We start from the raw sequence: 13,434 nt of genomic DNA on the forward strand, positions 1-13,434 counted from the left end.
TCGCGCACGCCGCCCAGCGACATGCGGATATATTCACGGCCGGTGGCCTTGGCGATCGACTTGGCCAGCGAGGTCTTGCCGACGCCCGGAGGGCCGACGAGGCAAAGGATCGGGCCCTTCAGGCTGTTGGTGCGCGCCTGCACCGCCAGATATTCGATGATCCGTTCCTTGACCTTCTCGAGGCCGTAGTGGTCCTCCTCGAGGATCTCCTCGGCCTTGTTGAGGTCGATGGGTTTGGACTTGGCCTTGCCCCACGGGATCGACAGCAGCCAGTCGAGGTAGTTCCGCACCACCGTCGATTCCGCCGACATCGGGCTCATGTTGCGCAGCTTCTTGACCTCGGCCTCGGCCTTGGTGCGGGCTTCCTTGGACAGGCGCGTCTTACGGATGCGCTTCTCCAGCTCCATGATCTCGTCACGGCTGTCGTCGGTCTCGCCCAGCTCGCGCTGGATCGCCTTCATCTGCTCGTTCAGATAATATTCGCGCTGGGTCTTCTCCATCTGGCGCTTCACGCGCGAGCGGATCTTCTTCTCGACCTGGAGGACGGAGATCTCCCCCTCCATAAGGCCATAGACCTTCTCCAGCCGCTCCGGCACGGCGATGGTTTCCAGCAGGCCCTGCTTGTCGCCGATCTTGACCGACAGATGCGCCGCAACGCTATCGGCCAGTTTGGACGGGTCAGTGATCTGCGGGATGGAGCTGAGAGCCTCAGGCGGCACCTTCTTGTTCAGCTTCACATAGTTTTCGAACTGCTCGATCACGGCGCGCAGCAGGGCTTCCGACTGGGCCGGTTCGCCCGGGTCGTCGGCGATCTCGACGGCCTCGGCCTCGAAATACTCCGTGCGGTCGGTGAATTTGGTCAGGCGCGCGCGGCTCTTGCCCTCGACCAGCACCTTGACGGTGCCATCAGGCAATTTGAGCAGCTGGAGCACAGTGGCCAACACGCCGATCGGATAGATGGCGTCGGCGGAGGGGTCGTCATCGACGCTGTTCTTCTGGGTGGCCAGCAGGATCTGCTTTTCGCCCTTCATGATCTCGTCGAGCGCCTTGACCGACTTCTCACGCCCCACGAACAGCGGGACGACCATGTGCGGAAAGACGACGATGTCTCTCAGCGGCAGCACGGGCAGGGTTTTGGTGTCAGTCATGATGCAACTCTCACGGGGTCCTCGTTGATCTCGGACCCGCCGCGGCGGCGTGCGGTGCGCCTCTGCCCCGCCGTTTCGACTCGGCCCGCCATTCAGCGGCCTTCGGATGAGTATGTGGTTTACGAACGCCGCGGTTCAAGCGCGACGGGCGCCGAACGACTCCTTCCGTCCACAGGCGGCAAGGCTGCATGATCCGGGGCGGTCAGGCGGTCCGGACGCATGGATGTTGCGGAAATCCGACCGAGGCCGCAGTCCCGTTACCCCGGCGGCCTGTTGCCATCCCGCATCATCCGTGTGCCGGACGCTTCCGACGGGCAGGAAAAAGGGCGGACCCGTCGCCGGACCCGCCCTCCCCGTCTTTTTGTTCAGTCAGGATCAGGCTGCGCTGTCGGGCGCGGCCTTCTTGGACTTGGTCTCGGAGTAGATCAGCAGCGGCTGGGCCTTGCCCTCGATGACCTCGGCGTTGACGACCACTTCCTCGACGCCCTCGAAGGTGGGCAGTTCGAACATCGTCTCCAGCAGGATGCCTTCCAGGATGGAACGCAGGCCGCGGGCGCCGGTCTTGCGGGTGATGGCCTTCTTGGCGACGGCGATGAGGGCGTCGTCGGTGAACGTCAGATCGACATTCTCCATCTCGAACAGGCGCTTGTACTGTTTGACCAGGGCGTTCTTGGGCTCGGTCAGGATGGTGACCAGGGCCGGTTCGTCCAGGTCCTCCAGCGTCGCCAGAACGGGCAGACGGCCGATGAACTCGGGGATCAGGCCGAAACGCATCAGATCGTCCGGCTCGACGCCCTTGAGGATGTCACCCGTGCGGCGCTCGTCGATTTCCTTGACCTTGGCGCCGAAGCCGATCGAGGCTCCGTCGCCGCGCGCCGTGATGACCTTCTCGAGGCCGGCGAAGGCGCCGCCGACGATGAACAGGATGTTGGCGGTGTCGACCTGCAGGAACTCCTGCTGGGGATGTTTGCGACCGCCCTGCGGGGGCACGGAGGCGACCGTGCCTTCCATGATCTTCAGCAGGGCCTGCTGCACGCCCTCGCCCGAGACGTCGCGGGTGATCGAGGGGTTGTCCGACTTGCGCGAAATCTTGTCGATCTCGTCGATGTAGACAATGCCGCGCTGGGCCCGTTCGACATTGTAGTCGGAGGCCTGGAGCAGCTTCAGAATGATGTTTTCGACGTCCTCGCCCACATAACCGGCCTCGGTCAGGGTCGTGGCGTCGGCCATGGTGAAGGGCACGTCGATGATGCGGGCCAGGGTCTGGGCCAGCAGCGTCTTGCCCGAACCGGTCGGCCCGATCAGCATGATGTTGGACTTGGCCAGCTCGACGTCGTTGTTCTTCGTCGCGTGGTTCAGCCGCTTGTAGTGGTTGTGGACCGCGACCGAGAGCACCTTCTTGGCGTGCGACTGGCCGATGACGTAGTCGTCCAGAACCTCGCGGATCTCCTTGGGCGACGGCACGCCGTCCTTGGCCTTGGAGAAAGAGATTTTGTGCTCTTCGCGGATGATATCCATGCAGAGCTCGACGCATTCATCGCAGATGAACACGGTTGGCCCGGCGATGAGCTTGCGCACCTCGTGCTGGCTCTTCCCGCAGAACGAGCAGTAGAGCGTGCTCTTGGCGTCGGTGCCGGCGGCTTTGGTCATCAGGCCTTCTCACTCCCGCGGTTCACCCCGATATGGGGCTAACGCGCATCCTTCGCGTTTGATTCCCGGACAATGGGCGCAAAGGTCTTCAAAAATTGACAATCACCCATACCGGGCCCCTCCACAACCCCGGCCAAGCGTGGCCGGAGTCCGAAGCGGACGCTCAAATGTCGAGGGAGATCGCGGCGAATGTCTGACATGGGAAGCCCTGCCCTGATTCACCAGCCGCCCCGCAGGGATCAGGCCATTGTGGCCTTTGATTTCGACGGCACGCTGACGGTTCGTGACAGTTTTACGCAGTTCCTGCGCTGGCGGGCGGGCGCGGGCGGCTGGATCGGGGGGCTGGCGAGGATGACGCCGGATCTTGCGGCCTATGCCGGTCATCGGGTCCGCGGACGGCTCAAGGCCGCCTCGGTAAGGGAGTTTCTGAAGGGCGTGCCCCGCGTCCAGCTTGAGGCCGACGCCGAAGCCTTCGCCGGGCAGGTCTGGCCCGGGTTCATCCGCTATGACGCCCTCGCCTGCTGGAAGGACTGGGGCGAGCGGGGCGCATACCGCGTCATCGTCACCGCCAGCCCCGAAACCACCGTGGCTCCGTTCGCGCGTCGACTTGAGGCCGAAGCCTTGCTGGGCACCCAATTGGTTTTCGACGCCGACGACCGCGTGGCGGGGTCCTTCGCCGGCCCCAACTGCCGCGGCGAGGAGAAGGTGCGCCGGCTTCGGGCCGCCTTTGGCGAGGATATGCAGCTGGCGGCGGCCTATGGCGACACCACGGGCGACACCGAGATGCTCGCCATGGCGGACGAGGCCGGGTTCCGGCGGTTCAAGGGCTGAGCCTGGGGTCAGCGTCCCTCGGCGTCCACGTCGAAGACCATGGGCTTGCCGCGCGAGGTGGGGTTCCAGCCGGCTTCGATCACCGCCGTCACGGCGTTGCGAATGTGATCGGGATTGACGAACTGCTTCTCCGTGTCCGGTCGTCCGTTGGGACGCAGGGGCGGCGGGAACTGGACAATGGCCTCGCGCTTGAAGCCGTCCAGCCGCAGCGTCACGGCGATCCCCTCCCATTTGCCGCCGCTCAGGGGCCGGGGCTGTCGCCGCAACTCCCAATGGTAGATGTCGCCGTCGATCCCGACGGTCCCGGTATTGTCTCGCGTCTGCATGGCGTCCTGATAGCACAAAGAAAAAGGCGCGCCGTCTCCGGCGCGCCCATTCTGCAATGTTGCGGTCCGCAGGGGTGTCAGACCGTCTTCACACCGTCGCCCTCGGCCTGTTCGCGGCGGTCGTAGACGTGGTCGACCACGCCCCAAGCCTTGGCTTCCTCGGCGCTCATAAAGTGGTCGCGGTCCAGCGTGCGTTCCACCTCTTCATAGGTCCGGCCGGTGTGGTGGACATAGATCTCGTTGAGGCGGCGCTTGGTGTAGCGGATGTCGGCGGCGTGCAGTTCGATGTCCGAGGCCTGGCCGCGGAAACCGCCCGAGGGCTGGTGCACCATGATGCGGGCGTTCGGCAGGGCCACGCGCTGGCCCTCGGCTCCGGCGGCCAGGATCAGCGAACCGGCCGAGGCGGCCATGCCCATGCACACCGTCGAAACCGGCGAGCGGATGTATTGCATGGTGTCGTAGATCGCGAGCGCCGAGGACACCTGTCCGCCGGGGCTGTTGATATACATGGAGATTTCCTTCTTCGGATTTTCCGATTCCAGGAACAGCAGCTGGGCGCAGATCAACGAGGCCATGCCGTCCTCGAAGGGACCGGTCAGGAAGATGATCCGCTCGCGCAGCAGGCGCGAGAAGATGTCGAAGGCCCGCTCGCCCCGGCTGGACTGCTCGACCACCATGGGGACGAGGTTCATGTTCATCAGTTCGATGGGATCGCGCATGTGGGCCTTCTCGGATGCATTCGGGTGCGACTCAGCGGCCGCTCAACCTGTTGGACAGGATATCGCGTTGCCGAACCGTTGACGCAAGGCGCGAAGGGGTCAGGAAAGCGCGATCACTCGGGCGCGGTCTCCGCCGCCGCTCGCCGATCCTCAACGATGGCCTCGGCCACGTCGCGGACCTGGCTGTTGCGGTTGATGCGGAACTGGTCGTGTTCGTAGAGGGCGGTCAGATAGGACCGGTCCCAGTCGGTGAGACCCGCCGGCGCCGAGGCCGGATCCTCGAACAGGTTCAGGATGGTCGGAAAGGCCGAGGTATCCGCTTCGGCATCGACCTGGGCCAGCGCCACCAATGCCAGATAGTCGGCCAGCTGGACCACATTGGCGCCCGCCAGCCGCTCAACATCGACGATGATGACCGATCGCACCATGTCGTCGCGGATCTGGGTCCGCAGGCGCGAGGCCGCGAAGACGCGGATCCGGGGAGCGGTCGGCTGGCCGGTCGCAGGATCGATGTCGCCCGGCAGTCTCACCGCGCGCCCGCCGGTCTCGGAATCGATCGGCATGCTGATCTGCCACCAGCGCACCGGTTGATCCCCCGTGCGGAAATTCCGGAAAGCCCGCGTCCCCGCATCGGTGCCGTTGTGGCGCAGGTCGAAATTTCGGGGGCGGTCCTCGACGATGGCGGAGGCCAGGGCCGCGCCGTCATCGGCGGCGACGATCAGGACATTCGGCCGGCAGCCGGGTTCCCCCGCCTCGACTTCCAGTTCACGGGCGACGTCCGATATGCGATCGACGATGTACTGGCCGACGTCGTTGCGCAGATTGACCGCGGCGACGCAGATCGGCCGGTTCCAGCGCGCGAGGCCGCGGTTGTTGGCCGGCTGGGACACCTCGGTCACGAAATTCCGGACCATCGTCTCGAGCTGACGACCCTCGACGACGACGTCATCCAGCTGGGCCGACGACGCGGGACGTGGGGTCTGCGAGGATCGTTCCTGCGCCGGGGCTGCGCCCGCGGCCATCGCAAGGGACAGGGCCAGGGACAGGGCGGCGGGCAGGGACGACATGGCAAACCCCTCTGACATCTACATCCCGCATCCTGACCTCGCCACACTGACGGGTCAATCTCGATCTATGCTATCTGGGCGCGAGCATCGACCGGCGGGGGTCAGGGCTGTTCGTCATCCTGCGGCTCTGCCGCGCCGCCACGGTAGGCACTGGCGATGGCGGAGGCGACGGCCTGGACCTGGGCGCGCTGATTGACGCGATAGGTCTGCGAGCGGCGATCGTACAGTCCCTCAAGATAGGCCCGGTCCCAGCCGGTCAGGGCAGTCGGCGCGACGGCCGGATCGTCGAAGAGGTTCAGGATGGTGTCGAACCGGCCGGTGTCGGCGTCCGGATCAACCTGGGCCATGGCCACCATGGCCACATAGTCTCCCAGTTGCTGCAGACTGGCTCCGTTCAGGTGATCGACATCGACGATGATGAAGACCCGCGCCATCACATCCTCGGTATCGTCATTGAGACGCGAGGGGGCGCTTACGCGGCTCTGCGGCGCATACTGCTGGGCGGAAGGTCCGCCGGTGACCGCCCCGCTGCCCGAAACGTCGCCGGGAAACCGCACAACCCGCTCACCGGTGTCGCGGTGCACCGGCAGGCTGACATGCCACCAGCGGACCGGCCGCTCCTCGCTCACGAAGTCGCGCAGTTCGGCCCCGCCGCGATCCATGCCCGCACCGCCAAGGCGGAACAGTCGCGGGCGGCGGGCGACGAAGGCCTCGGTAAAGCTGGCAGCGTCGCTCGTGGCGATGACAAGGACGCTGGGGTTGCAGCCGGGTTCGCTGGCGCGAAGACCGAGGCTGCGGGCGACGTCAGACGTCCGATCGACGATATACTGGGCCGCCTCCGGTTCCAGATTGGCCACACCGATGCATACAGCGTCCTTCCAGCGGGCCAGACCGCGGCGGCGCGCGGGCGCCGCGACTTCGTCGACATAGTCTTCGGTGGTGTCTTCCAGCCGTTGGGCGTCGACCACCACGTCTTCCAGCCGGACGGGGTCTTGCGAGGCAGATGGCGTCTGCGCGGCCGGCGCAGACTGGGGCGATGCGAGCAGGGCGGCGGCCAGAAGCACTTGCAACATCTGCGTGTCTCCAAGAGAAGATACACGTCACATATCAGCAATCCTGTCCGCTGGGAATATGGCGTGGAGACCCGGAGCCGGGCCTGTATGCGTCAGGGCTGTTCGAGGTCTTCCGGCTCGGCCGCGCTGCCCCGATAGGCGCTGGCGATGGCGGCCGCGACCGCCTGGACCTGAACGCGCTGGTTGATGCGGTGGGTTTCCGAGTTCGGATCGTACAGGCCGTCCAGATAGGCCCGGTCCCAGCCCGTCAGGCCCGTCGGCGCCGTCGCCGGGTCGTCGAACAGGTTCAGGATGGTGTCGAAACGGCCGGTGTCCGCGTCAGGATCGACCTGGGCCATGGCGATCATCGCCACATAGTCCCCGAGCTGCTGAAGGCTCGCGCCGTTCAGTTGATCGACGTCGACGATGATGAAGACCCGTTTGAGGATGTCCTCGGTCTGGTCGTTGAGGCGGGACGGAATCTGGACCCGGGTCTGGGGCGCATACTGCTGGGCGGAACTCTCGTTCGTCTCGGCTCCGGAGCCGCTGATGTAGCCGGGCGTGCGCACCACGGCGTCGCCGGTCTCGCTGTCCACCGGCAGGCTGACATGCCACCAGCGGACCGGCCGCTCCTCGCTGATGAAGTCGCGCAGCTCCGCGCCGCCGCGATCCATGCCCGCGCCGCCGACCCGGAACAGCCGCGGGCGCATGGCCACGAACTGCTCTGTGAAACCCGGGCCGTCGCTGGTGGCGACGATCAGGACGCTGGGATGGCAGTCAGGCTCATGGGCGCGAAGGCCCAGGCTGCGGGCGACGTCGGACACACGATCCGCAAGGTATTGGGCCGTCTCCCGCTCCAGATTGACCACGCCGACGCACATGCCGTCCTTCCAGCGGGCCAAACCACGACGGCGGGCGGGCGCGGCGACCTCGTCCACATAGGCCTCGGTGGTGTCCTCCAGCCGCCGGGCGTCCACCACGACATCCTCGAGCCGGACAGGATCCTGCGAAACCGGCGGCGTCTGCGCGGCTGGCGGGGACTGGGGCGACGCCAGCAAGGCGGCGGCTATCAGGGCGTACAACATCACCGTGTCCCAAGCTGACTGGACACGGAGAGTACCAGCGTTCCGTCCCGCCGGAAATACGCCGGTCGGACCGGCCCCGGACACGAAAAACCCGCCCCGGAAAGACCGGGACGGGTGATGTCGTCAGGCCGGACGGCGCCTCCTAGAGGTCGTCGTCTTCCTTGAGCAGCTCTTCCTTGGTGATCGGCGTGTCGGTCACCTTGGCGGTGTCGAAGATCAGGTCGCAGACCTTTTCCTCGTAGATCGGGGCGCGCATCTGGGCGGCGGCGTTGGGGTTCTGGCGGTAGAAGTCCAGCACCTGACGCTCCTGGCCCGGATAGTTGCGGGCCTCGTTCATGATGGCGTTGTTGAGCTCCTGGTCGGTGACCTGGACGTTGTTGGCCCGGCCGATCTCGGCCAGCACCAGACCCAGGCGCACGCGGCGCTCGGCGATCTTCTGGTACTCTTCCTTGAGCTTCTTCTCGGACTTTTTGGCGTCTTCCGGCGGCAGGCGGCCGGCGTCCTTGTCGGCCTGCACCTGCTGCCAGATGCCGTCGAACTCGGCCTCGACCATCTTGGGCGGCAGCGGGAAGTCGTGGGCCTTGTCCAGGGCGTCGAGCAAGGCGCGCTTCAGCTTGAAGCGGGCGGCGCCCGTGTACTGCTGGTTCAGATTGGTGCGCAGCAGTTCCTTCAGCTTGTCCAGCGACTCGATGCCGATGCGCTGGGCGAAGGCCTCGTCGATGACGGCGGGGGCTTCGGCCTTGATGGCCTTGACCTTGACGTCGAAGGTCACAGCCTTGCCGGCCAGATGGGCGGCCTGGTAGTCCGCCGGGAAGGTCACGTTCAGGACCGTCTCGTCGCCGACCTTGGCGCCCTTGAGCTGCTCCTCGAAGCCCGGGATGAAGCGGTTCGAACCGATCACCAGCTGGGCGTCCTCTGCGGCGCCGCCCTCGAAGGGTTCGCCGTCCAGCTTGCCGAGGAAGTCGATGGTGACCTCGTCGCCTTCGGCGGCCTTCACGGTCTTGCCCTTCTTGTCCTCATAGGACTTGGCCTGACCGGCCAGCTCGGTGAGGGCCTCGTCCAGATCGGCGTCCGACGCTTCATAGGTCGGGCGTTCCAGCTTCAGCTTCTTGATGTCGGTCGGGCTGAAGTCGGGCATGACTTCCAGCGCCATTTCGTAGGCGAGGTCTTCCGTACCGGCGATGACCTTTTCCATGTCCGAGGTCAGCTTCATCTCGGCGGGCGCGGCCGGACGCACCTTGGCGTCGTCCAGGGCCTTCTGGCTCGAGGTGTTCAGGGCGTCGTTGACGATCTCACCCATCAGGTCGCGGCCGAAGGTCTTCTTGACGTGCGACATCGGGACCTTGCCGGGACGGAAGCCCTTGAGCTTCATCTGCGGCGCGACTTCCTTCAGCTTGGCGTCCAGCTTCTGGTTCAGCTCGGCGACAGGAATGGTCACCGCGATCACGCGGCTGAGGCCTTCGTTGGACTTTTCGACGACTTGCATGGTCGGGATTCTGACGCTCTGTGGCGGCGCCGGTAAAGCAGGCGCTGCGCGGTGTGGGGAAAGCAATAAGGGCCGCCCTTTCGAGGCGGCGCCTTTGAAGCCCGCCCTTATGTCGATGACCGCCCGAAAGGTCAACGTGAGACGCGGGCAAGGGGATGGTTTCGGGATCGGCGACGGCGCGCTATCTGGACAGGATGAGTTCCTCACCCTCCCCCATCGGCGTCGCCGTGTTTCCGGTCACGCCCCTGCAACAGAACTGCACCCTGGTCTGGTGCCGCAAGACGATGAAGGCCGCGATCATCGATCCGGGGGCCTCGGTCGACGGCCTGCTGGGCGCGGTGGCGAAGCAGGGGCTGACGCTGGACGCCATCTGGATCACCCACGGCCACCTCGACCACGCCGGCGGCGCGGCCGAGATGCAGGAGAAGACCGGGCTCGATATTATCGGCCCGCACCCCGACGACCAGTTCTGGATCGACGGCATCCTGGCCCAGGGCCAGATGTACGGCCTGCCCGAGGCCCGCAGCTTCACCCCGACCCGCTGGCTGGCCGAGGGCGATGTGCTGACGCTGGGCGAGACGACCTGGGAGGTCTTCCACTGCCCGGGCCATACGCCGGGCCATGTGATCTTCTTCAACCGCGAGGCCCGCTTCGCCCAGGTCGGGGATGTGCTGTTCCAAGGCTCCATCGGTCGGACTGACTTCCCGCGCAGCGACCACGCCAGCCTGCTGCACGCCATCACCACCAAGCTCTGGCCGCTGGGGGATGACGTCACCTTCGTGCCGGGCCACGGGCCGACCTCGACGTTCGGAGCCGAGCGGCGGAGCAATCCGTTCGTGTCCGACGCCGCCATGCGCGGGACGCCGATCGCCCGTCCGGCGACCGGGCCGTCCTGAGCGCCGACCTAGCGCGAGATCAGCAGGCCGATCACCACGCCGAGGGCGAGCGCATACAGCGTCGCCTTGACCGGCTCGTCCTCGACCGAGCCGCGCAACCGGGCGGCCCGCGCCTGTCCCCAGTCGCGCACGCGGCCGGCGTCTTCCCGCACCGCGCGGCGCAGCGGACGGGCGTGACCCTCTCCCTCCCGCAGTATGGCGTCCGCCTCCCGGTCCAGCCGGGCCGAGGCTGAGTCCGCGTTGTCCTCGATGTCGTCGGCGAAGGTCTGTCCTGCGTAGGGATCGGTCATGGCGCGGTCTTTCAGTTGGGGAGATTTCGCCTGCTTCAATCCCCTCTGGCCAGGCCGGTTCCGCCGATCACGGGATGACTTTCAATCGTGATTGAACGGCGCCGGTCGCCGCCGCGTTCTCCTTTCAGGAAGGAGACAAGCCATGACCTTTATCGAACCCGACAGCCCCGGCGGTCAGCCGGAGATCATGCCGCCCGACACCCCGGGACCGGACATCGACCCCTCCGATACGCCCGAGGAAGTACCGCAGCAGGATCCGGGCGGCGGGGGCCCGGGCGACGCCAGACCCTATGGCGGCAAGTGAGCGCTGATCATCCAAACCCTGTGATTCGCTCGCAATTGTGTGACCGCGAACCCGGAACCGGAAGCGGTGCAGGGGGTTCACCTCCCGAACCCCCATCGTCGCCACGAAAGGAACCTCCCATGGCTCAAGGTCAGCCCACCCGAGCCTCCGGCGTCTCCAAGCGGGGCTTCGCCTCGATGGATCCGGAACGTCAGCGCGAGATCGCCCGCAAGGGCGGCGCAAGCGTCCCCAGCGAGAAGCGCAGCTTCTCCCAGGACCGCAGTCTCGCCGCCCAGGCCGGCCGCAAGGGTGGCGAGGCTTCGCACGGCGCCCGCCCCCGGACGACCCCGCCCGTCGCTGAATAGGCGACACGGCGACCTCTCACAGGAAGGCGGCGATCCATGCGGTCGCCGCCTTTTTTGTTCAGGCTTCAAGCAGCGCCAACGCCACCGCCGGGTCCGGGCTGGTCTCGAACCCTGCCACGGTCCAGCCGGCCGCCTCGGCCAGTTCCCGCACCGAGTCCGCAGTGTATTTCCGCGAGCTTTCGGTGTGGATGGTCTCCCCGCGCCTGAAGGCGATGGTGCGGCCGTCGAACTGGACCGTCATGTCGCGGCTCGCCTCCAGATGCATTTCCATCCGCGACGCCGTGGCGTTCCAGACCGCGCGGTGAGCGAAGGAGTCCACGTCGAACCCGGCCCCCAGGTCGCGGTTGGCCCGGACCAGCAGATTGCGGTTGAAGGCCGCGGTCACGCCCGCGGAATCGTCATAGGCGGCAATCAGCGCCTCCGGCGCCTTGACCAGATCGACCCCCAGAATGAACAGGGCGTCCGGTCCAAGCAGGCCGCGCGCCGCCTTCAGGAAGGCGATGGCCTCGTCCCGCTCCAGATTGCCGATGGTCGAGCCCGGGAAGAAGCCGACCCGCCGTCCCGACCCGATGCCGGACGGCAGGGCGCCCAGATGCAGGAAGTCGCCGACCAGAGGCGTGACCTTCAGCGCCGGATAGGCCTCGGCGATCCGGCGTGCGGCAGCGTCCAGGGCGTCGGCGCTGATGTCGATCGGTACATAGGCCGCGAGGTCAGCAGCGGCGTCGAGGACAATGCGGGTCTTTTCGCTGGCGCCCGAGCCGAACTCGACCAGGGCCGCGTCGGGTCCGAACCGCGCTGCCCATTCCGGGGCCACCCGGCGCAGGAGCGCCGCCTCCTGCCGCGTCGGATAGTATTCCGGCAGGCGGGTGATGGCCTCGAACAGATGCGAGCCCTCGGCGTCATAGAACCATTTCGGCGAGGCGACCTTGGGCGACCGCGACAGGCCCGCGATCAGGTCGCGGCGGAAGCGGGCCGTCTCGCCTTCGTCAGCGGGGCGGACCAGCGGCGCCGGCGCGTCCTCGGCCACCCGCAGACCGGTGAAGGCCCAGCGCTGGTGCGGATAGAAGAAATTCCGGTAGCTGACCCGCGCATGGCCCTCGGGCGTGGCGAAGCTGGAGCCGCGCAGCACCATCTGGTTGGCCATGAATTTCCCGTTGTACTCCGACGCCGTACCCTCGGTCGGCCGGAAGCCTGGATAGGGGGCATAGGCGCTGGCGGTCCATTGCCAGACCTCGCCGTACGCATTGGAGAAGGCCTCGGGACGGCAGCGGATCGCGTGCTCCCATTCCGCCTCGGTCGGCAGCCGCTTGCCGGCCCAACGGGCGTAGGCGTCGGCCTCATAGAAGCTGAGATGACGGACCGGCGCCCCCGGCTCCACCGATGCGCGGCCCGTCAGACCTATCGTCGTCCAGCCGTCGCCGTCCCGGCGCCAGTACAGGGGAGCTTCCCAGCCCTCGGCCTGAACGGTCGACCAGCCGTCAGAGAGCCACAGCTCCGGCCGGGCGTAGCCGCAGTCTTCCATGAAGCCGATCCAGTCGGCGTTGGACACGAGATCATTGGCCAGGGCGTAGGGCTCCAGCCAGACTCGATGGGACGGCCCCTCATTGTCGAAGGCGAAACCCGCGCCATCGTGGCCGATCCCGACCAGACCACCGTCGAACCGCGTGACGCCGCGCCTTGCCTGCTGCGCCGGACGTGCGCGTGGCTCGGCCTCGTAGGCCGCGGGGTCGAGCGGCGAGCGCGACATCAGGTTCAGCAGGTCCATCAGGAACAGCTCCTGATGTTGCTGGTCGTGGTGCAGGCCGAGGGTGAACAGATACTGGCGGCGCGGATCGGTCGAACCCTCCCCCAGCCATCTGGTCATGCGGCGGTCGACCTCGCGGCGATAGGTCAGCACCTCGTCCAGCGAGGGCCGGGTCATCAGGCCGCGCTCAGGACGGTCAACCCGTGGTCCGAGCGCCTCGTAGTAGCTGTTGAACAGGGTCTGGAAGCGCGGATCGACCGGTTGATAGCCGGGCTCCTCGCCCAGGATCATGGCCTCGAAGAACCAGCTGGTGTGCGCCAGATGCCATTTACCGGGGCTGCAGTCGGCCATGGACTGGGCCGAAAGGTCCTCCGGGCTCAGGCCCTCAGCCAGAAGCGGCATGGCGGCGCGGACGATCCGGAAGGCCATCAGGTCGTCGCCCGTGCGATCGACGATGCGCGATGGTGCGTTCATATCAGTCCCTCCGGCCCC

The 13,434-nt window shown here is 66.6% G+C and carries 14 protein-coding genes; 4 read left to right on the plus strand and 10 right to left on the minus strand.

What is annotated here, in order from left to right:
* A partial coding sequence (locus B3E43_RS05250; RefSeq protein ID WP_292027291.1) for an LON peptidase substrate-binding domain-containing protein occupies nucleotides 1-1,148 on the minus strand: 1,148 nt, incomplete at its 3' end.
* A 375-nt stretch (nucleotides 1,149-1,523) separates the two neighbouring features.
* The gene (gene clpX / locus B3E43_RS05255) at nucleotides 1,524-2,798 is read right to left on the minus strand and encodes an ATP-dependent Clp protease ATP-binding subunit ClpX (RefSeq protein ID WP_292027293.1); all 1,275 of its coding nucleotides are present in this window, start codon (nucleotides 2,796-2,798) and stop codon (nucleotides 1,524-1,526) included.
* A 189-nt stretch (nucleotides 2,799-2,987) separates the two neighbouring features.
* Between clpX and B3E43_RS05260 the strand changes: the two genes are divergently transcribed.
* Nucleotides 2,988-3,629 carry an HAD-IB family hydrolase gene (locus B3E43_RS05260; RefSeq protein WP_292027295.1) on the plus strand — a complete coding sequence of 214 codons (642 nt, stop codon included), beginning with the start codon at nucleotides 2,988-2,990 and terminating at the stop codon, nucleotides 3,627-3,629.
* An 8-nt stretch (nucleotides 3,630-3,637) separates the two neighbouring features.
* Here B3E43_RS05260 and B3E43_RS05265 read toward each other — a convergent pair whose 3' ends face one another.
* From B3E43_RS05265 to tig, 6 genes are all read right to left on the minus strand, one after another.
* Nucleotides 3,638-3,955, minus strand: coding sequence for a hypothetical protein (locus B3E43_RS05265; RefSeq protein WP_292027297.1), 318 nt, complete (start codon nucleotides 3,953-3,955; stop codon nucleotides 3,638-3,640).
* Between the two features lie 77 nt (nucleotides 3,956-4,032).
* Nucleotides 4,033-4,674 (minus strand): ATP-dependent Clp protease proteolytic subunit, encoded by a 642-nt coding sequence (locus tag B3E43_RS05270; RefSeq protein ID WP_292027299.1) that lies wholly within the window; start codon nucleotides 4,672-4,674, stop codon nucleotides 4,033-4,035.
* Between the two features lie 113 nt (nucleotides 4,675-4,787).
* Nucleotides 4,788-5,741, minus strand: a complete 954-nt coding sequence (locus B3E43_RS05275; RefSeq protein WP_292027301.1) for a hypothetical protein — start codon at nucleotides 5,739-5,741, stop codon at nucleotides 4,788-4,790.
* Between the two features lie 101 nt (nucleotides 5,742-5,842).
* Complete coding sequence (locus B3E43_RS05280) at nucleotides 5,843-6,814, minus strand: hypothetical protein (RefSeq protein ID WP_292027302.1); 972 nt, start codon at nucleotides 6,812-6,814, stop codon at nucleotides 5,843-5,845.
* Nucleotides 6,815-6,906: 92 nt separating this feature from the next.
* A complete protein-coding gene (locus tag B3E43_RS05285) occupies nucleotides 6,907-7,878 on the minus strand; it encodes a hypothetical protein (protein WP_292027305.1) in 972 nt (323 codons plus the stop codon).
* Between the two features lie 142 nt (nucleotides 7,879-8,020).
* Nucleotides 8,021-9,364 carry a trigger factor gene (gene tig, locus B3E43_RS05290; RefSeq protein ID WP_292027307.1) on the minus strand — a complete coding sequence of 448 codons (1,344 nt, stop codon included), beginning with the start codon at nucleotides 9,362-9,364 and terminating at the stop codon, nucleotides 8,021-8,023.
* Between the two features lie 194 nt (nucleotides 9,365-9,558).
* On the opposite strand from tig, the gene B3E43_RS05295 reads away from it, so the two are divergent.
* The gene (locus B3E43_RS05295; protein ID WP_292027308.1) at nucleotides 9,559-10,260 is read left to right on the plus strand and encodes an MBL fold metallo-hydrolase; all 702 of its coding nucleotides are present in this window, start codon (nucleotides 9,559-9,561) and stop codon (nucleotides 10,258-10,260) included.
* 8 nt (nucleotides 10,261-10,268) lie between these two features.
* Here B3E43_RS05295 and B3E43_RS05300 read toward each other — a convergent pair whose 3' ends face one another.
* Nucleotides 10,269-10,550, minus strand: a complete 282-nt coding sequence (locus B3E43_RS05300; protein ID WP_292027310.1) for a hypothetical protein — start codon at nucleotides 10,548-10,550, stop codon at nucleotides 10,269-10,271.
* Nucleotides 10,551-10,692: 142 nt separating this feature from the next.
* Here B3E43_RS05300 and B3E43_RS05305 point away from each other — a divergent pair, with 142 nt between their 5' ends.
* Together B3E43_RS05305 and B3E43_RS05310 are read left to right on the plus strand one after the other, a co-directional pair.
* Nucleotides 10,693-10,854, plus strand: coding sequence for a hypothetical protein (locus tag B3E43_RS05305; protein WP_292027312.1), 162 nt, complete (start codon nucleotides 10,693-10,695; stop codon nucleotides 10,852-10,854).
* 119 nt (nucleotides 10,855-10,973) lie between these two features.
* Nucleotides 10,974-11,198, plus strand: coding sequence for a general stress protein (locus B3E43_RS05310; protein ID WP_284221782.1), 225 nt, complete (start codon nucleotides 10,974-10,976; stop codon nucleotides 11,196-11,198).
* A gap of 58 nt (nucleotides 11,199-11,256) precedes the next feature.
* Here B3E43_RS05310 and egtB read toward each other — a convergent pair whose 3' ends face one another.
* Nucleotides 11,257-13,416, minus strand: a complete 2,160-nt coding sequence (gene egtB, locus B3E43_RS05315) for an ergothioneine biosynthesis protein EgtB (protein WP_292027317.1) — start codon at nucleotides 13,414-13,416, stop codon at nucleotides 11,257-11,259.
* Nucleotides 13,417-13,434: the final 18 nt, after the last annotated feature.

This window comes from Brevundimonas sp. UBA2416 (assembly GCF_002343105.1).
GTDB lineage: Bacteria > Pseudomonadota > Alphaproteobacteria > Caulobacterales > Caulobacteraceae > Brevundimonas.

What these genes read in the sequence shown, in the direction of transcription:
- clpX (WP_292027293.1), bottom strand. Translation starts at nt 2,798, where the DNA reads ATGACCAAAGCCGCCGGCACCGACGCCAAGAGCACGCTCTACTGCTCG.
- B3E43_RS05260 (WP_292027295.1), top strand. Translation starts at nt 2,988, where the DNA reads ATGTCTGACATGGGAAGCCCTGCCCTGATTCACCAGCCGCCCCGCAGG.
- B3E43_RS05265 (WP_292027297.1), bottom strand. Translation starts at nt 3,955, where the DNA reads ATGCAGACGCGAGACAATACCGGGACCGTCGGGATCGACGGCGACATC.
- B3E43_RS05270 (WP_292027299.1), bottom strand. Translation starts at nt 4,674, where the DNA reads ATGCGCGATCCCATCGAACTGATGAACATGAACCTCGTCCCCATGGTG.
- B3E43_RS05275 (WP_292027301.1), bottom strand. Translation starts at nt 5,741, where the DNA reads ATGTCGTCCCTGCCCGCCGCCCTGTCCCTGGCCCTGTCCCTTGCGATG.
- B3E43_RS05280 (WP_292027302.1), bottom strand. Translation starts at nt 6,814, where the DNA reads ATGTTGCAAGTGCTTCTGGCCGCCGCCCTGCTCGCATCGCCCCAGTCT.
- B3E43_RS05285 (WP_292027305.1), bottom strand. Translation starts at nt 7,878, where the DNA reads ATGTTGTACGCCCTGATAGCCGCCGCCTTGCTGGCGTCGCCCCAGTCC.
- tig (WP_292027307.1), bottom strand. Translation starts at nt 9,364, where the DNA reads ATGCAAGTCGTCGAAAAGTCCAACGAAGGCCTCAGCCGCGTGATCGCG.
- B3E43_RS05295 (WP_292027308.1), top strand. Translation starts at nt 9,559, where the DNA reads ATGAGTTCCTCACCCTCCCCCATCGGCGTCGCCGTGTTTCCGGTCACG.
- B3E43_RS05300 (WP_292027310.1), bottom strand. Translation starts at nt 10,550, where the DNA reads ATGACCGATCCCTACGCAGGACAGACCTTCGCCGACGACATCGAGGAC.
- B3E43_RS05305 (WP_292027312.1), top strand. Translation starts at nt 10,693, where the DNA reads ATGACCTTTATCGAACCCGACAGCCCCGGCGGTCAGCCGGAGATCATG.
- B3E43_RS05310 (WP_284221782.1), top strand. Translation starts at nt 10,974, where the DNA reads ATGGCTCAAGGTCAGCCCACCCGAGCCTCCGGCGTCTCCAAGCGGGGC.
- egtB (WP_292027317.1), bottom strand. Translation starts at nt 13,416, where the DNA reads ATGAACGCACCATCGCGCATCGTCGATCGCACGGGCGACGACCTGATG.